Here is a 17,581-nt window from a genome sequence, read left to right as displayed (position 1 = left end):
CGATCAAATCGCGCGCGCCGAGCGGCCTGAACAGCTTCGCCCCAGGCAGATGTGCTGACGATCCTGTGAAGCCGTTGGGATTCAGTCATGCTTGCGCGAATCTGGGAGGTGTTGAAGGCGACGATTGCGGTGGTGGCACTGATCACGGCCGCTCTCGTCTCGGCGGACAAGCTCGATCGGCGCAAGCCGCCGGCCCATGCCGCGGCTATAAGCGAGCCTACGGCGACCGGGGCCATCACGCCCGGCGCGAGGCCTTGATCGCGCTGGCTGCCTCCCCGTCGCCAGTCACATCGGAGTGCGAGCGCACATCGGCCGGGCACCGGTCATGCGACAGAATGGTCCGCCGGCCGGGGGATATTTCGGCGGGGTCCGGCGTTCACGCCCCACTTCGAGGCTTGGCCGTTCGGGCCGTCTACGCTCTGGATAGAGGATCCGTTTCGATGAAGTCCGCTTCGTTCGCTCTGCTCGCCCTGATCGCCGGCGCGGTGCCGGCGCTGGCCGAATCCCGGGCGGACCGTGCCGCCTGCACGCCGGACGTCATGCGCCTCTGCGCATCGCAGATCCCGAATGCCACGGCGATCGCAGCCTGCCTGCGCAAGCAGCGTCTCAATCTCAGCCCCGGCTGCGGCCTGGTGATGGACCAGTCCGACCGCTCAGTCCGAACCGTCTCGAACCGGCGCTGACGCGACCCCTCACCAGCCGTTGATGCGCGGCCAGACCGCGCCGGTCAGCGTTTGACCGGTGATGACATGGTAGCGATCGTGCTGGGCGCCGGTGGCGCAGGCATGGTTGGGCAGGATCCGCAGGCGTGCACCGACTGGAAGATCCGGCAGCGTTGCGGTTGAGCCGGGCCGCAGGGCCAGGATCCCGTGCTCCTGGTTGGCGTCCCGCACGATCAGGTCCGGATAGGGCTGGCCCGCCCCGTCGCAGGCGACGCCGTAGCCCTGGTCGACCGCTTGGCGCGCCGTGCCGCGGTCGCGCGAGAGCGCCATCCAGCCGGCATCAGTGATGATCCAGCCCTTATCCCGCTGGTGACCGATCACCGTCGTCAGGACGCTGAGCGCGATGTCATCGATCGTGCAGGAGCCGATTCCGGCCTGGAACAGGTCGCCGATCATGAACACGCCGGCGCGAACTTCGGTGATGCCGTCGAGATTGTCCGCGTAGCGCGCCGTCGGGGTCGAGCCGACGCTGACCACCGGGCAGGGCAGGCCCGCCTCGCGGAGGATCGCGGCGGCTGCCAAAGCGGCCCGACGCTCGGCCTCGGCCGCCGCCTTCAGCGCCGCCCGGTCGCTGAGCCCGTAGCTGTCGCCCGCATGCAGCAGCACGCCCCGGAGCGTTGCGCCCGCAGCGAGCACCCGCCCGATCGCCACAAGACGATCGGCGTCGCGCGGATCAACGCCGGAGCGATGCCCGTCGGCGTCGACCTCGATCAGGACCGGAAGCGTATCGCCGGCGCGACGGCTCCAGCTTGCCACGGCCTCGGCCTGCTCGACCGAATCGAGAACGATCGCGAGATCGGTACCCCAGCGCCGCCGGATCGCGCCCACCCGGTCGAGCTTCTGCGGCGCGATCCCCACGGCATAGATCAGGTCACGGACGCCGCCTTCGGCGAAGTACTCCGCCTCCCGCAGCGTCGAGACGGTCGCCGGACCGGACGGGCTCGCCATGGCGATGCGGGCGACGTCGAGCGATTTGGCGGTCTTCAGATGCGGTCGCAGCGACACGCCCAGCCGGTCGAGCCGCGCCCGCATCCCGGCGACATTGGCTTTCAGCCTGTCGGAGTTCAGGAGCAGGCAGGGCGTCTCCAGCGCCTCGAAGCCGTCCGCCTGCCCGATGCGCCCATCCGTCATCCGCCCGCTCCCGCGCTCTCCACCTGGGCGAGGTTCTAATGAGCGATCGATGCGCCGTCACGGCAGCTTCGCGCTTATCAAGATCCCCCAATCGCCGCGATGAAGGCGGCCGCGTCCCGGCCGACATCGACCGCAGGCTTTCCGGGGCGGTAGAGATTCGAGCCCAGCCCGAAGCCCACTGCGCCCGCCTGCCGCCAGACCGAGACGCTGTCGGGCGTGACGCCGCCGACGGCGAGCACGCGGGCGCTGGACGGGAACACGGCCCGGTGCGCCTTGAGCGCCGCCGGGGTGGCGATGTCCGCCGGGAAGAGCTTCAGAGCGGTCGCCCCGGCCGCAAGCGCCGCGAAGGCCTCGCTTGGTGTCTGGTAGCCAGGCAGCGAAACGAGCCCGGCCGCGACGGTTGCGCGGATCACCGCCGCGTCCGTGTTCGGCGAGACGATGAGGGTGCCGCCCGCCGCCGCGACCTCCGCAACCTGCGCCGGTGTGAGCACCGTGCCGGCACCGACCAGCGCGCGACCGGCGAAACGCTCGGCGAGCGACGCGATGCTCTTGAGCGGCTCCGGCGAGTTCAGCGGCACCTCGATCAGGGTGAAGCCGGCCTCGACCAGCGCATCGCCGACGGCGGGCGCCTCGTCCGGCGTGAGTCCGCGCAGGATCGCCACCAGCGGGCAAGCCGCGAAGGCGGACTCGAAGCGATTGAGGATCGTCATGCCCGGAAGCTCCAGATGGCGTGGATGCCGGCGGTCGTGGATCCGTCCGGCACCGCGACGGCGCGGCCGCCGGCTTCGGCGATCGCCACGGCGTAGAGCGTGGCCAACGCCCCGCCGGCGAGCAGGTAGACCGGGCGCTGGCCGAGATCGCTGCGCGTCGCGACATCCGCGCCGATCATGATGCCGCTCGCATAGGCCGCCGCGTCCCAGGGCGCCAGCCGGGCGAGCAGCACGCCGGCTCGGACCTCGAACAGCGCGGCGGCAAGGTTGCGCGATTCGCGACCGCGCCGAAGTCCGTCCCGGAAGGCATCGGAATCCGCGACCGGGCCATCCAGCATGCCGGCCAGGATGCCGTGCGACCGGACCAGTGCGAAGAGCTCCCCGGTCATGGCGGTGGCGAAATCCGTGATCGCGCCGTCGACCGTCTCGATCCACTTGTTGTGCGTGCCCGGCTGGCAGAACAGGGCCGTGGACGGCGCGGCACCGGTGCTGATCGCGCCGAGCACCTGGACCTCCTCGCCGCGCATCACGTCCGGGCGAGGGCCGCTCCGCAGGGCGATCCCGGGGATGATCCGCACATCGGGCGCGACCTCGAGGCAGGCGGCGGCGAGATCCTGGAGCGTGGCGGGCGCGTCGATATAGGGGGCCTCGCGCCAGCCCCGGGTCGAGCCGACCATGCCTGCAGCGATGACGGATTGCACGCCGAAGCGGTCGCGCAACGCCGTGATGGCGTCGGGATAGTCGCTCTGGGTCAGCGTGAGGACGCCGCGGTCGTCCTGAAGGCTGTCCACCACGGCGCCGCCCGCGGTCATCGCGTAGGCGCGCCGATTGGTGGTTCCCCAGTCGATGGCGATGTAGGCCGATCGGCCGACCATGCGCCTCCTCCCTCTCACGAATTTGTCTGAGTTATATGGGGCTTGCGAGGCTGGTCAAGCTCGGCCGGACCGCCGAACCGGAGGGAAAACCTTGGCCGCGCCGGCTCCGCAATCCCCGATGCCGGCTACCAGATCAGGCGCGGCAAGCATCAGCATATCATGAGCCGGGGATTGTCCCGCCGCGCCGAGCGTTTGCGATGGACTGTTCAGGGCCGGATCGGCGATATGGCAGGCAATAAATCATACGCGGGAGGGACGCGCTTGGCACGGGACGTGATCCTGGCGACCGATGGCTTGACGATGGAATTCAAGGGATTCCGGGCCGTCAACGGCGTCAAGCTGGAAGTCGAGCGCGGGACGATCCACGCGTTGATCGGCCCGAACGGCGCCGGCAAGACCACCTGTTTCAACCTGCTGACGAAGTTCCTCATCCCCACCGCCGGCACCATCCGGTACAAGGATCGGGACATCACCGGAATGCGGGCCGCCGACGTGGCGCGGCTCGGGCTCGTACGCTCCTTCCAGATCTCGGCGGTGTTCCCGCACCTGACGGTGACCGAGAACGTGCGGATCGCGCTCCAGCGGCGACGCCGGGGTGATTCCTTCGATTTCTGGCGGCCCGAGCGAGTGCTGCGGGCGCTCGACGGCGAGGCGCTCGCCCTGGTCGAGGCGGTGGGCCTGTCCGAATTCGCGGATTCGCTGGCCGTCGAGCTGTCCTACGGCCGCAAGCGCGCGCTGGAGATCGCCACGACCCTGGCCCTCGATCCCGAGATGTTGCTGCTCGATGAGCCGATGGCCGGGATGGGCCATGAGGATGTGGAGCGGACAGCCCAGCTGATCCGCCGGGTCTCGAAGGACCGGACCATCCTGATGGTCGAGCACAATCTCTCGGTGGTCGCGTCGCTGTCCGACCGCATCACCGTCCTGGCCCGCGGCCAGGTCCTGGCCGAGGGCGATTACGCCACCGTCTCGAAGGATCCGCGCGTGGTCGAAGCGTATATCGGGGCGGGACATGCTTGAGGCCGCCGTGAAGACGCCCCTGCCGGCCGCGGCGACGGATGCCCTCTTGACCGTGCGCGGGCTGGAGGGCTGGTACGGCGAGAGCCACGTGCTCCACGGCATCGACATCGATGTCCGGGCCGGCGAAGTGATCACGCTGCTCGGCCGCAACGGCGCCGGCAAGACCACGACGCTGCGGGCGATCATCGGCATCCTCGGCCGGCGGGCCGGCTCGATTGTCTATGACGGCGTCGAGACCATCCGGATGGCCTCGCGCAACATCGCCCGCCTCGGCCTCGGCTACGTCCCGGAGGAGCGCGGCATCTTCGCGAGCCTCACGGTCCACGAGAACCTGATGCTGCCGCCCCGGGTGAAACCGGGCGGGATGTCGGTGGCCGAGATCCACACCCTGTTCCCGAACCTGAAGGAGCGTGCGGGCAGCCAGGGCACCAAGCTCTCTGGCGGCGAGCAGCAGATGCTCGCCATCGGCCGCATCCTGCGGACCGGCGCGAAGCTGATCCTGCTGGATGAGCCGACCGAAGGTCTCGCGCCGGTGATCGTCCAGCAGATCGGCCGGACGATCCAGCAATTGAAGTCTCAGGGCTACACCATCGTGCTGGTCGAGCAGAATTTCCGCTTCGCCCAGACGTTGGCCGACCGGCACTTCGTCATCGAGCAGGGCAGGGTGGTCGACATGATCCCCAATGCCGATCTTGACGCCAATATCGACAAGCTTCACGCCTATCTCGGCGTCTGAGGCGGGCGACCAATACCCAATAAGCGCCGGAGAACGGCGTCGAACGCTCGGCAGGCGAGATCCGCCGCGCCGCTGGAGGATAGGAAGACCATGTTCGGACGTCTCATCGGGTCCGTCTCCCTCGCCGCCGTCGCCGGTGCCCTGATGATGGGCAGCGCGAGCGCGCAGACGAATGTGAAGATCGGCATCCTGGGCGATCGCTCGGGCGCCTATTCCGACATCAGCGGCGAGGGGTCGGTCGTCGCCGCCCGGCTGGCCGTCGAGGATTTCAAGCCGGCCGAGCACGGGCTGAAGGTCGAGATCGTCTCGGCCGACCACCAGAACAAGCCCGATGTCGGCGCGGCCATCGCCCGGCAATGGTACGACCGCGACAACGTCGACATGATCACAGACGGCGTCACCTCGTCGGTCGCCCTGGCGATCAGCCAGGTGACCAAGGAGAAGAACAAGGTCTTCATCGATACCGGCGCCGGCACCGCCGACCTCACCGGCCCGCAATGCACGCCGAACACGATCCACTGGGTCTACGACACGGTGGCGCTCGCCAACGGCACCGGCGGCGCCATGGTCAAGCGCGGCGGCAACACCTGGTTCTTCCTCACCGCCGACTACGTGTTCGGCCAGACCCTGCAGCGCGATACCAGCGCGGTGATCACCAAGAACGGCGGCAAGGTCATCGGCTCGGTCAAGACGCCGTTCCCGACCTCGGACTTCTCATCGTTCCTGCTCCAGGCCCAGGGCTCCGGCGCCAAGGTGATCGGGCTCGCCAATGCCGGCACCGACACGATCAACGCGATCAAGCAGGCCGGCGAGTTCGGCATCACCGAGGGCGGCCAGGCGCTCGCCGGCCTTCTGGTCTTCTCCTCGGACGTGCACTCGCTCGGTACCAAGGTCGCGCAGGGCCTCGTCCTGACCGAGCCGTTCTACTGGGACCTGAACGACCAGACCCGGGCCTTCTCGGACCGCTTCGCCAAGCAGATGAAGGGCAATTCGAAGCCCACCGCCAACCACGCCGGCGTCTACTCGGACGTGCTCCACTACCTCAAGGCTATGGCCGAGCTGAAAACGGCCACCGATGGCGCCGCCGTCGTGGCCAAGATGAAGGCGATGCCGACCGACGATCCCCTGTTCGGCAAGGGTACGATCCGCGCCGACGGGCGCAAGATCCACGACATGTACCTGTTCGAGGTCAAGAAGCCGTCCGAGTCGAAGGGCGAGTGGGACCTGTACAACAAGCTCGAGACGATCCCGGGCGATCAGGTCTTTCGGCCGCTCAACGAGGGCAATTGCCCGCTGGTGAAGGGCTGACGGTGCGGGTCCGGCACGGAGGACGGCCATGACCATGATCTTCGGCGTGCCGACCCAGGCCCTCTTCGGGCAGCTGCTGCTCGGCCTGATCAACGGCTCGTTCTACGCGATCCTGTCGCTCGGGCTCGCGATCATCTTCGGGCTCCTGAACATCATCAACTTCGCCCACGGCGCGCTCTACATGATGGGCGCGTTCGTGGCCTGGATGCTGCTGACCTATGTCGGGCTCGGCTACTGGTGGGCGCTGGGCCTCGCGCCGCTGGTGGTGGGCGCCTTCGGCATCCTGCTGGAGCGGGTGCTGATCGCCCGGCTCTACAAACTCGACCACCTCTACGGCCTGCTCCTGACCTTCGGTCTGGCGCTGATCATCCAGGGCCTGTTCCGCAACCAGTACGGGGTCTCGGGCCTGCCCTACGCGATCCCGGCCGAGCTGTCGGGCGGCCAGCGCCTCCCGTTCATGTTCCTGCCGAACTACCGGGCCTGGGTGGTGGTGGCCTCGCTGACCGTCTGCATCGCCACCTGGCTGGTCATCGAGAAGACCAAGCTCGGCGCCTATCTGCGGGCCGCCACCGAGAATCCGACGCTTGTCCAGGCATTCGGGGTCAACGTGCCCCTGTTCCTGACCCTGACCTACGGGTTCGGCGTGGCGCTCGCGGGCTTCGCCGGCGTGCTCGCGGCGCCGATCTACTCCGTGAACCCGAATATGGGTGCCGACATCATCATCGTGGTCTTCGCCGTGGTGGTGATCGGCGGCATGGGCTCGATCATCGGCTCGGTGATCACTGGCTTCGCGCTGGGCTTGGTCGAGGGCTTGACCAAGGTGTTCTACCCGGAGGCGTCGGCGACCGTGATCTTCGTGATCATGGTGCTGGTGCTGCTCGTCAAACCCGCCGGCCTGTTCGGGCGCACGGCCTGATAGAGATCTGAGGCTCGATCCCCATGGCCGACACCGCCGCCATCGACGCTGCACCGATCGCCGCCGCGCTGCCGACGCGCCGCGACGACAAGGCGCTGCACCGGATGATCTTCGTCGGCATCGCGGTGCTGCTGATCGCGGCGCCGCTGGTGCTCTATCCCGTCTACCTGATGAAGGTGCTGTGCTTCGCGCTGTTCGCGCTCGCCTTCAACCTACTGCTCGGCTACGGCGGCCTGCTCTCGTTCGGCCACGCCGCCTATTTCGGCATGGCCAGCTATCTCTGCGCCTACACGGCCAAGAGCCTCGGCTTCGCCCCGGAACTGGCGATTCTGTCGGGCACCGCCACGGCGGCCTTGCTCGGGCTCGTCTTCGGCTCCCTGGCGATCCGGCGCCAGGGCATCTACTTCTCGATGATCACCCTGGCGCTCGCCCAGATGGCGTTCTTCTTCTCGCTGCAGGCCAAGTTCACCGGCGGCGAGGACGGCATCCAGGCGGTACCGCGCGGCAACCTGTTCGGGGTGTTCAGCCTAGCGGACGACCGGGCGATGTACGCCGTCGTCTGCGTGGTCTTCATGGCCGGGATGCTGCTGATCTACCGGATCATCCACTCGCCGTTCGGCCAGGTGCTGAAGGCGATCCGGGACAACGAGCCCCGGGCGATCTCGCTGGGCTACCGGGCCAACCAGTACAAGCTCGCGGTCTTCGTCCTCTCGGCGACGCTGGCCGGGCTCGCCGGCTCGACCAAGGCGATCGTGTTCCAGCTCGCCTCGCTGACCGACGTCCACTGGTCGATGTCGGGCGAGGTGGTGCTGATGACACTGGTCGGCGGCATGGGCACGGTGTTCGGGCCGATCGTCGGCGCGCTGGTGATCGTCACCATGGAGACGTACCTGGCGCAGTTCGGCGCCTGGGTGACGATCATCCAGGGCTGCGTCTTCGTGCTCTGCGTGCTGCTGTTCCGGGAAGGCATCGTCGGGCTGATCGCCCGGATGATCCGCAAGCCGCTGTGACGGGCGGCCGCAGGCGGCCGGCGCCGGCGCGTTGACGGATCGTTAACCACGGCAGCTCAACCTGCAGTTCCCAGGCTGACAGGTTTGAAGATGACGAAGACCCAGCCGCTGAGCATCGACGATCCCGCGGCGGATTGCCCGATCCCGGTCGAGACCGTCGGCCGATTGATCAAGGCCGACGCCGATGCGGCGACATACATCCTGGACGGCATCCCGGAGGCGACACGGGCGCGTCTTGCGGTCTGGTTGTACGGCCGCAGCCACACCCACGAGATCGGCGTGCGCGTCGCGGCGACCTGCGACGGTGCCACGCTTCGACGCACCGCCGGCCTCGTCGGCACCGCCCTCTACGACGCGTCCCGCCGGCCCTACAAGGCGCCGAGCCACGGCGCCCGGCCCGCGGGCAGCCGCATCTCGCTCGGCGGTTCGAGCCGCCGGGCCTGAACGCCGCAGCTTCGCGACACGGTCCCTGTCATCCAGTACGCTAGGAGCGCCGCCGCCCGCCGGCTATCGTGCGCCCCGATGTCCGCCCCTCAACCCGTCATCCGCCGCCTGGACCCGATCCTCGTCGACCGCATCGCGGCGGGCGAAGTGGTGGAGCGCCCGGCCTCGGCCGTGAAGGAGCTGGTCGAGAACGCGATCGATGCCGGGGCCCGCACGATCGACGTGGTGGTGGAGAATGGCGGTCGCCGGCTGATCCGGGTCGTCGACGACGGCCGTGGCATGAGCCCGGAGGATCTGGCGCTGTGCGTCGAGCGTCACGCCACCTCGAAGCTCCCGGGCGGCGATCTCTCGGCTATCGACACGCTGGGATTCCGCGGCGAGGCTTTGCCTTCGATCGGCGCCGTGTCGCGGCTCGCCATCACCACCCGCACCGAGGGGGCCGAGGCCGGGGCGAGCCTGACCGTCGAGGCCGGCCTGAAGGGCGCGGTCCGGCCGGCCCCGGCCCAGCGCGGCACCCGGATCGAGGTGACCGAGCTGTTCGCGGCGACACCGGCCCGGCTGAAATTCCTCAAATCCGACCGGGCCGAGAACGCGGCCATCGCTGAGACCCTGCGTCGGCTCGCCGTGGCCCAGCCCGGCATCCGCTTTACCCTGAAGGCGGATGCTGGCCAGCCGCTGGTGCTGCCCGCCGAAACCGGGCCGGAGGCGGAACTGCGCCGCCTGACCGCGGTGCTCGGGCCGGATTTCGCCGCCAACGCCCTGCCGGTGTCGCTCATCCGCGAGAGCTTCTGGGTGACCGGCCATGTCGGCCTGCCGACCTATCACCGGGGAGCGGCCGGCTACATCCACCTCGTGGTCAACAGCCGGCCGGTGCGCGACCGCCTGCTGCTCGGCGCGGTGCGCGGGGCCTATGCCGACACGCTCGCCTCCGACCGGCACCCGGTGCTCGGACTCGCAATCGCGTGCGACCCCGACCATGTCGACGTCAACGTCCACCCGGCCAAGACCGAGGTGCGCTTCCGCGAGCCCGGCCTGGTGCGGGCACTGGTGGTCAGCGCGATCCACGACGCCCTGCGGCGGGGCGGCGCCCGCTCGGCCACTACTGGGGCCAGCCGGACCCTCGACGCCCTGCGCCCCGCCGGCCCGGCGCTCGCCACCCATACCGGCGCGGCCGCGCCGAGCCTGTTCCGCACCGCGCGACCGAGTTTCTTTCCGGCCGGCACGCCGTCCGTGGCGGCGCCGTCGGACTACCGCCGGACCGAGAGCTGGCGCCCGGCGCCTGAGGCGGCCGAGGACGAGGCGGCCCCGATTTTCGGGGAGCCGCAGGGCCTCGGCGAGGCGGCGCAGGCCCCGTTCGAAGGGCCGGCGGATCTCGCGGCGCCGCCTCAGGCGGATGTCCGCCTGGCGCCCGAAGCGGCTGAGGCTGTCGACCACCCGCTCGGCGCGGCGCGCGCGCAGATCCACGAGACCTATATCCTGGCCCAGACCCGGGACGGCCTCGTCATCGTCGACCAGCACGCCGCCCATGAGCGCCTCGTCTACGAGCGCATGAAGGCGGAGCGGGCGCGCGGCGGCATCGCCCGCCAAGGCCTGCTGATCCCGGATGTGGTCGAGATGAGCCCCGACGCCGCCGAGCGCCTGGTCGCCGCCGCCCCGGATCTCGACCGGCTTGGCCTGTCCATCGAGGCGTTCGGGACCGGCGCCGTGCTGGTGCGCGAGGTGCCGGCCGCCCTGATCGGCGCCTCGGTCCGCGATCTCGTCACCGACATCCTCGACGCGCTGGAGGCGAGCGGCGACGAGGAGGGCGGCGCCCCCGCCACCGAGGGCGGCCCCCTCGGCCGGCGCCTCGACGCGGTGCTCTCGCGCATGAGCTGTCATGGCTCGGTGCGCGCCGGGCGGCGCCTGCATCCGGAGGAGATGAACGCGCTGCTCCGCGAGATGGAGGCGACGCCCAATTCCGGCCAGTGCAACCACGGCCGCCCGACCTCGATCGAGTTGAAGCTCTCCGACATCGAGCGGCTGTTCGGCCGCCGGTAATTTTCCGCGCATAGGAACCCATCGGAGCCCGCGACCATGGATTTCACCATCTCCCGCCGCATCGAGGATTACCGTGCGCGGATTGCGGCCTTCGTGGATGCGCAGATCCTGCCGGTGGAGGCGGATCGGTCGGCGTACGACGCGCACGGGAATATCGGCCTGGCCGAGCTAGCCCGGCTGCGCGCGCTGGCCAAGGCGGAGGGGCTGTGGTGCCTGCAGCTCAAGCCCGAGACCGGCGGGGCCGGGCTCGACAAGGTCGGCATGGCGGTCTGCTACGAGGCGATGAACCGCTCGATCTTCGGGCCGGTGGTCTTCAACTCCGCCGCCCCCGACGACGGCAACATGATGGTGCTGGAGAAGGTCGCCACCCCGGCCCAGAAGGAGCGCTGGCTGGCGCCGATCGTGCGGGGCGAGGTCCGCTCGGCCTTCGCCATGACCGAGCCGCATCCCGGCGGCGGCTCGGATCCCGGCATGATCCAGACCCGGGCCGAGCGGCGGGGCGACACCTACGTGGTCACCGGCCGCAAATGGTACATCACCGGCGCCGAGGAGGCCGCCCACTTCATCCTGATGGCGCGCACCTCAGACGACGCCCGCAAGGGGCTCACCGCCTTCCTGTTCCACAAGGACCAGCCCGGCTGGGAGATCCTGCGCCGGATCCCGATCATGGGTCCGGAGGAGCATGGCGGCCATTGCGAATTGCTGTTCGACGGGCTGGAGATCCCCGCCGAGAACGTCCTGATGAACGAAGGCGACGGCCTCAAGCTGACCCAGATCCGCCTCGGTCCGGCCCGACTGACCCATTGCATGCGCTGGCTCGGCCTGTCGAAGCGCTGCGTCGAGATCGCCCGGGCCTACGCGGCCGAGCGGCACGGCTTCGGGATTCGGCTCGCCGACCGGGAGAGCATCCAGCTCATGCTGGGCGACCTCGCCATGCGGATCGAGATCGGCCGGTTGCTGGTGATGAAGGCGGCCTGGGCGCTCGATCAGGGCAGCTTCGCCCGCAAGGAGGTGTCGATGGCCAAGGTTCACGTTGCCAACCTGGTGCACGCGGCGGCCGACATCGCCATCCAGATCAACGGCGCCCGCGGCTACTCCACCGACACGCCGCTCGAATGGATCTACCGCTACGCGCGGCAAGCCCGGCTGGTGGACGGGGCCGACGAGGTCCACAAGATGGTGCTCAACCGCAGTCTCGAGGCCGAAGGCGATTCATTTTGGACTTGGGGGGTCGAGGCGTGATGGGTGTTCTGCCACCCGTGGGGAGAACATCCAACCCAAACCCCTCATCCTGACAGGCTGTAAGTCTTTCGATGGACTGGCGGGCTCGCATGGCTAGGACGAAGCGCGGGCCCCCTCTCCCGCACGGGAGAGGGGGCCCGTCGCGCTCCGTCCCCGAAGAAGAGGAAAACGCACAGCATCTAAGCTTCAGCGAAGCCGCCTCGAAGGAGACTCCAGGGATCGCTTTGCTTTTGCAGAACGCTTTCGAGGCTCAAGGTTCTTCGATCGCCGGTCGCCTCAGGATGATGGCGCGGGCCGAACGATCGTTTGTCTGCTAATTCAGCAATGAAGAATAAAATCCGGCTCTGAGAATGCCGTGATCGGTAGCCGGCGAGCGAGAGGAAAGGTCCGAACACAATGACCGATGTCGTGATCACCGGTGCGGTGCGCACCGCGATTGGCACCTTCGGGGGCTCGCTCGCTGCGGTCCCGCCGGCCGCGCTGGCGGCCCAATGCGTGGCGGAAGCACTCAAGCGAGCCGGGACCGCGCCCGAGGCGGTCGGCCATGTGGTGCTCGGCAACGTCATCCCGACGGAGCCGCGGGACGCCTATATCGCCCGGGTCGCGGCCATCGAGGGCGGGGTGCCGAAGGAAGTGCCGGCGCTCACGGTCAACCGCCTGTGCGGCAGCGGCCTGCAGGCGATCGTCTCGGCCGCCCAGGCGATCATGCTGGGCGATGCTGAGGTTGCGGTCGCCGGTGGCGCCGAGAGCATGAGCCGCTCGCCGCACCTGCTGAAGACCGGCCGCTTCGGACATCGCATGGGCGAGGCCGCCCTGGTCGACTACATGGTCGGCGTGCTCAACGACCCGTTCGGCCACGGCCATATGGGCGTCACCGCCGAGAATATCGCCGAGCGCTACGGCATCTCCCGCACCATGCAGGACGATTTCGCGGCCGAGAGCCAGGCCAGGGCCGCGCGAGCGATCCGCGAGGGCCGGTTCCGCGACCAGATTCTGCCGGTCGAGGTTCAGCGCAAGCGCGAGACCGTGGCGTTCGACACCGACGAGCACCCGAAGGCCACCACCGCCGAGGATCTCGCCAAGCTCCGCCCGGCCTTCTCCAGGACAGGCAGCGTCACCGCCGGCAACGCGTCCGGCCTCAACGACGGCGCCGCGATCGTGGTGCTGGCGAGCGCGGCCGCGGCCGAGCGGGACGGGTCGAGGCCGCTCGCCCGGATCGTTGGCTACGCCCATGCCGGCGTCGATCCCTCCGAGATGGGCATGGGTCCGGTGCCGGCCGTACAGCGCCTCCTTGAACGCACCGGCTTACGCGCCGCCGATTTCGACGTGATCGAATCGAACGAGGCCTTCGCGGCTCAGGCCTGCGCGGTCTCCCGTGCCCTCGACCTCGACCCCGACAAGGTCAACGTGAATGGCGGCGCCATCGCGCTCGGCCATCCGCTGGGCGCCACGGGGGCGATCGTGACCGTGAAGGCGCTCTACGAGCTGGCTCGGGTGAATGGCCGCTACGGGCTCGTGACCATGTGCATCGGCGGCGGCCAGGGCATCGCCATGGCGATCGAGCGGCTGCACTGAGATGGCGGGTCTATTCGATCTCACCGGCCGGCACGTTCTAATCACCGGAGCGTCGAGCGGCCTCGGCCGCCACTTCGCCTTCACGCTAGCCAAGGCCGGCGCCCGCCTGTCGCTCGGCGCCCGCCGCGCCGACGCCCTGGCCGAGACCGTCGCCCGGGTCGAAGGGGAGGGCGGCGAGGCACACGCCATCGTCATGGACGTGACCAAGGCCGCAAGCGTCGAGCAGGCCCTCGACGCCGCCGAGGCGCGATTCGGACCCGTTTCGGTGCTCATCAACAATGCCGGCGTCACCGCAACGAAACCGGCCCTCGACCTCGACGAGGCCGCGTGGAATTTCGTGCTCGACACGAATCTGAAGGGTGTCTGGCTGGTGGCGCAGGCGACCGGGCGGCGCATGGTCCGGCACGGGGCGGGCGGCAGTATCGTCAACATCGCGTCGATCCTGGGCCTGCGGGTCGCCGGCGGGCTGGCGCCCTACGCTGCCTCGAAGGCCGGCGTCGTCCAGCTCACCAAGAGCCTGGCGCTCGAATGGGCCCGCCACCGGATCCGGGTGAACGCCCTGGCCCCCGGCTACATCGCCACCGAGCTGAACGACGCCTTCTTCGAATCGGAGCCCGGCAAGGCCCTGATCAAGCGCGTACCGCAGCGCCGTCTGGGCGACGCCTCCGAGCTCGACGGGCCGCTCCTGCTGCTCGCGTCGGATGCCGGGTCGTACATGACCGGCAGCGTCGTCGCGGTCGACGGCGGCCACCTCGTGTCGGGTCTTTAGCCCATGGAACAGGCGCGGCTGCGTGACTGGATCGCCGAGCATCTCGGCTGTCCGGATCTCGCCATCGAGGACATTCGGCCGCTGGGGGGCGGCTCGATTCAGGAGAACCGGCTGGTTCAGTGCCGGATCGGCGGTACGGCGCGGGCCTTCGTCCTGCGCATGGACGCCGCCGCGACCATCGCGTCGAGCCGTTCGCGGGCGGAGGAGTTCCGCATCCTGGAGGCGGTCTGGCGGGCCGGCGTACGCGTGCCGGAGCCGGTCGGGTTCTGCGACGATCCCGCCGTGGTTGGCGCGCCCTTCGCGCTGATGGACTTGGTCGAGGGCGTCGGTCTCGGGCCGCGCATCGTCAAGGATCTCTCCCTCGGCGGCGACCGGGAGGTTCTGGCCGAGACCCTCGGCCGGGAACTCGCCCGGATCCACGGTTCCCTCGACCCGCGGGAGCCGCCCGCTGCGCTCGCCTTCCTGGGAGCGCCCGAGGCGCAGCCGGCGCACGCCGAGATCGCGCGCCTGCGCGCCAGCCTGGACGGGATCGGCGCCAAGCGCCCGGCGATCGAATGGGGGCTGCGCTGGGGCGAGGTCCGGGCGCCGGATTGTCCGTCGCCATCCCTGGTGCATCGGGATTTCCGCACCGGAAACTACATGGTCGACGGATCCGGGCTCACCGCGATCCTCGATTGGGAATTCGCCGGCTGGGGCGATCCCGCACAGGATCTGGGCTGGTTCTGCGCCGCCTGCTGGCGCTTCGGGCGACCGGATCTCGAGGCCGGCGGCATCGGCTCCAGGGCGGCGTTCTACCGGGGCTACACACAGGAGAGCGGGCGCGCGATCGAACCCGAGAGCGTCGCCTATTGGGAGGTGCTGGCGCATCTGCGCTGGGCGGTGATCGCCCTGGAACAGGGCGCCCGCCACGTCTCCGGCCGGGAGTTCTCGCTGGAGCTGGCCCTGACCGGCCGGATGGTGCCGGAGCTGGAACGCACGATCCTGCGGGCCACCGCCCCGGAAAGCTGGAGCTGAGCATGCAGGACGAACCCTCCGGCGCCGCCCTTCTCGACGCCGCCCGCCGGGCGCTCACCGAGGAGGTCGTTCCAGGCCTCGCCGGCCGGCCGCGCTACGTCGCCCTGATGGTGGCCAACGCGATCGGCATCGCGGCCCGCGAGCTCGCTCAGGCAGATCGGCTGAAGGACGCCGGCGCGCGGGTCCTGGGCAGCAAGGGCGATGACGCACTGGACGATCTGGTCCGGGCGATCCGGGCCGGCGCGCGCGACGCCGATCCTGAGCTTCACGCCGCCCTCAGCGCCGCCGCCGAGGCCGCCGCCGAAATCTGGAAGCCGGCGAAAGCGGGCGCCTGACGTCTCAGAGCGCCCGGGCCTGCTCGCGCAGGACGAATTTCTGGATCTTGCCGGTCGAGGTCTTGGGCAGGGGGCCGAACACCACCGTCCTGGGCACCTTGAATCGCGCCATCCGTTCCCGGCAGAACGCGATCAACTCGTGATCGCTGGGGGACGTCGCGCCCGGCTTCATCTCGAGGAACGCGCAGGGGCTCTCGCCCCAGGTCGCGTCCGGGCGCGCCACCACGGCCGCCAGCATCACCGCGGGGTGGCGCATCAACACCTCCTCGACCTCCAGGCTGGAGATGTTCTCCCCGCCCGAGATGATGATGTCCTTGGCCCGGTCCTTGATCTCGACGGCGCCGTCGGGGTGCCAGACGGCGAGGTCGCCGGTGCGGTACCAGCCGCCGGCGAGCGCCTCCGCGGTGGCGTCAGGATTGCCGAGATAGCCCTTCATGACCGTGTTGCCGCGCAGGCAAATCTCCCCGACGGTTAGCCCGTCCTGCGGCACCGGCCGGTCGGTGTCCGGATCGGCCACGATGGCGGCTTCGAGGGTGGCGAGGGCGACGCCCTGGCGGGCCATTCGGGCGTAGCGGTCGTCGTCCGGCAGGTCTGCCCAGTCGGGCTGTTCCAGGCAGACGGTCGCCGGGCCGTAGCTCTCGGTGGCGCCGTAGAGATGCGTCACTGCGAAGCCGAGCTCCTCCATGGTGCGGATGATCGTCGAGGACGGCGCCGCGCCGCCGACCGCACAGCGCACCCGTTGCGGAAACGGCACGCGATCCGAGGCCGGGGCGTGGGCGATGATCGAGAGCACAATCGGCGCGCCGCAGAGGTGCGTCACCCCATGCTCGGCGATCAGCGAAAAAATCGCCGCCGGCTCGACCTTGCGCAGGCAGATCTGCGTCGCACAGGCGGCGACGCTCGCCCAGGGGTAGGACCAGCCGCTGCAATGAAACATCGGCAGGGTCCAGAGATACACGCTCTCGCCCGTGAGTCCGAAGGTGACGGCGTTGCCGAGCGCCTGGAGATAGGCGCCGCGATGGCTGTAGACCGCACCCTTCGGATCGCCGGTGGTGCCCGAGGTGTAGAGCAGGCAGAGCGATTGCCACTCGTCCGCCGGGCCGGGCCAGGCATAGTCCGGGTCGCCCTCCGCGAGCAGGGCCTCGTAGGGAACGGCGCCGGCGATGCCGCTGGCGCCGATCTCCACCACCAGGATCGGCCCGGCGCGGTCGGCGAGCGCCCGGGCGGCGAGAGCCCCGTACTCGGCCTCGACGATCAGCACGCGGGCGCCGCCATGGTCCAGGGAGAACGCGATCGTCGCCGGATCGAGGCGAGTGTTTAGCGGGTTCAGCACAGCGCCGAGCATCGGCACGGCGAAATGCGCCTCGATCATCTCCGCCACGTTCGGCGCGAGGATCGCCACCGTGTCGAGCCGTCCGATCCCCCGCCTAGCCAGCCCCGAGGCGAGGCGGCGGCAGCGGCGATACAGCTCGGCGTAGGTCAGGCGCCGCGTCCCGTCGATGACGGCGGTTCGGGCCCCGACCGAGGCGGCCGCCCGGGCGAGCAGGCTGGCGGGTGTCAGCGGGACGTAATTCGCGGGGGTCCGGTCGAGGCCGGTCTCGAACGGATGACGGGCGGATTCCTGGGCGCCCGCTCGGGGCGGATCTGTCTCCGTCATCTCTCGGCCTTCTGATCGGGCGTCTGGCGTGGCGTGCGCGTGAGCAAGAGATGACGTCGCGCCCCGCCGGACTGTCAATC

18 protein-coding genes are annotated in these 17,581 nt (G+C 69.7%); 14 read left to right on the top strand and 4 right to left on the bottom strand.

All coding sequences use genetic code 11. From position 1 onward, the window contains the following. Positions 1-87: 87 nt before the first annotated feature. Both AKJ13_RS32195 and AKJ13_RS05755 read left to right on the top strand, forming a co-directional pair. Positions 88-258 (top strand): hypothetical protein, encoded by a 171-nt coding sequence (locus AKJ13_RS32195; RefSeq protein WP_200905593.1) that lies wholly within the window; start codon positions 88-90, stop codon positions 256-258. A 182-nt stretch (positions 259-440) separates the two neighbouring features. Then, entirely contained in the window at positions 441-683 is a 243-nt protein-coding gene (locus AKJ13_RS05755; protein WP_050732470.1) for a hypothetical protein, read from the top strand. Between the two features lie 9 nt (positions 684-692). On the opposite strand, the gene AKJ13_RS05750 is transcribed toward AKJ13_RS05755, so the two are convergent. The 3 genes from AKJ13_RS05750 to AKJ13_RS05740 all read right to left on the bottom strand — a co-directional run bounded on the left by AKJ13_RS05750 (position 693) and on the right by AKJ13_RS05740 (position 3,438). After that, positions 693-1,853 carry an alanine racemase gene (locus AKJ13_RS05750; RefSeq protein WP_050732469.1) on the bottom strand — a complete coding sequence of 387 codons (1,161 nt, stop codon included), beginning with the start codon at positions 1,851-1,853 and terminating at the stop codon, positions 693-695. A 77-nt stretch (positions 1,854-1,930) separates the two neighbouring features. After that, positions 1,931-2,563 (bottom strand): 2-dehydro-3-deoxy-6-phosphogalactonate aldolase, encoded by a 633-nt coding sequence (locus AKJ13_RS05745; RefSeq protein ID WP_050732468.1) that lies wholly within the window; start codon positions 2,561-2,563, stop codon positions 1,931-1,933. Further along, complete coding sequence (locus AKJ13_RS05740) at positions 2,560-3,438, bottom strand: 2-dehydro-3-deoxygalactonokinase (protein ID WP_050732467.1); 879 nt, start codon at positions 3,436-3,438, stop codon at positions 2,560-2,562. The genes AKJ13_RS05745 and AKJ13_RS05740 overlap by 4 nt, the downstream gene beginning before the upstream one ends. A gap of 261 nt (positions 3,439-3,699) precedes the next feature. Here AKJ13_RS05740 and AKJ13_RS05735 point away from each other — a divergent pair, with 261 nt between their 5' ends. From AKJ13_RS05735 to AKJ13_RS05680, 12 genes are all read left to right on the top strand, one after another. Then, positions 3,700-4,458 (top strand): ABC transporter ATP-binding protein, encoded by a 759-nt coding sequence (locus tag AKJ13_RS05735; protein ID WP_050732466.1) that lies wholly within the window; start codon positions 3,700-3,702, stop codon positions 4,456-4,458. Beyond that, entirely contained in the window at positions 4,451-5,194 is a 744-nt protein-coding gene (locus AKJ13_RS05730; protein ID WP_050732465.1) for an ABC transporter ATP-binding protein, read from the top strand. The genes AKJ13_RS05735 and AKJ13_RS05730 overlap by 8 nt, the downstream gene beginning before the upstream one ends. Positions 5,195-5,284: 90 nt before the next feature. Beyond that, positions 5,285-6,502 carry an ABC transporter substrate-binding protein gene (locus AKJ13_RS05725; protein ID WP_050732464.1) on the top strand — a complete coding sequence of 406 codons (1,218 nt, stop codon included), beginning with the start codon at positions 5,285-5,287 and terminating at the stop codon, positions 6,500-6,502. 28 nt (positions 6,503-6,530) lie between these two features. Further along, positions 6,531-7,418 carry a branched-chain amino acid ABC transporter permease gene (locus tag AKJ13_RS05720; protein ID WP_007558850.1) on the top strand — a complete coding sequence of 296 codons (888 nt, stop codon included), beginning with the start codon at positions 6,531-6,533 and terminating at the stop codon, positions 7,416-7,418. 23 nt (positions 7,419-7,441) lie between these two features. Next, positions 7,442-8,428 (top strand): branched-chain amino acid ABC transporter permease, encoded by a 987-nt coding sequence (locus tag AKJ13_RS05715; RefSeq protein ID WP_050732463.1) that lies wholly within the window; start codon positions 7,442-7,444, stop codon positions 8,426-8,428. Between the two features lie 90 nt (positions 8,429-8,518). Then, on the top strand, positions 8,519-8,872 hold the full coding sequence (locus AKJ13_RS05710) for a hypothetical protein (protein ID WP_007558847.1): 354 nt from the start codon (positions 8,519-8,521) through the stop codon (positions 8,870-8,872). 78 nt (positions 8,873-8,950) lie between these two features. After that, positions 8,951-10,909: a DNA mismatch repair endonuclease MutL gene (gene mutL / locus AKJ13_RS05705; protein WP_050732462.1), complete on the top strand. Its 1,959-nt coding sequence runs from the start codon at positions 8,951-8,953 to the stop codon at positions 10,907-10,909. A 36-nt stretch (positions 10,910-10,945) separates the two neighbouring features. After that, positions 10,946-12,151, top strand: coding sequence for an acyl-CoA dehydrogenase family protein (locus AKJ13_RS05700; RefSeq protein ID WP_050732461.1), 1,206 nt, complete (start codon positions 10,946-10,948; stop codon positions 12,149-12,151). 396 nt (positions 12,152-12,547) lie between these two features. Then, positions 12,548-13,726 carry a beta-ketothiolase BktB gene (gene bktB, locus AKJ13_RS05695; RefSeq protein ID WP_050732460.1) on the top strand — a complete coding sequence of 393 codons (1,179 nt, stop codon included), beginning with the start codon at positions 12,548-12,550 and terminating at the stop codon, positions 13,724-13,726. A 1-nt stretch (position 13,727) separates the two neighbouring features. Then, entirely contained in the window at positions 13,728-14,495 is a 768-nt protein-coding gene (locus AKJ13_RS05690) for a glucose 1-dehydrogenase (RefSeq protein WP_050732459.1), read from the top strand. A gap of 3 nt (positions 14,496-14,498) precedes the next feature. After that, positions 14,499-15,509, top strand: a complete 1,011-nt coding sequence (locus AKJ13_RS05685; RefSeq protein ID WP_050732458.1) for a phosphotransferase family protein — start codon at positions 14,499-14,501, stop codon at positions 15,507-15,509. Positions 15,510-15,511: 2 nt separating this feature from the next. Further along, positions 15,512-15,844 carry a DUF6285 domain-containing protein gene (locus AKJ13_RS05680; RefSeq protein WP_050732457.1) on the top strand — a complete coding sequence of 111 codons (333 nt, stop codon included), beginning with the start codon at positions 15,512-15,514 and terminating at the stop codon, positions 15,842-15,844. Positions 15,845-15,848: 4 nt separating this feature from the next. On the opposite strand, the gene AKJ13_RS05675 is transcribed toward AKJ13_RS05680, so the two are convergent. Continuing rightward, positions 15,849-17,501, bottom strand: a complete 1,653-nt coding sequence (locus AKJ13_RS05675; protein WP_050732456.1) for an AMP-binding protein — start codon at positions 17,499-17,501, stop codon at positions 15,849-15,851. Between the last annotated feature and the right edge of the window lie 80 nt (positions 17,502-17,581).

The organism is Methylobacterium sp. ARG-1, from assembly GCF_001262595.1.
Classification (GTDB): Bacteria; Pseudomonadota; Alphaproteobacteria; order Rhizobiales; family Beijerinckiaceae; genus Methylobacterium; species Methylobacterium brachiatum.
The sequence above is the reverse complement of the archived record's forward strand: the minus strand, read 5'-3'. Positions and strand labels throughout refer to the sequence as shown.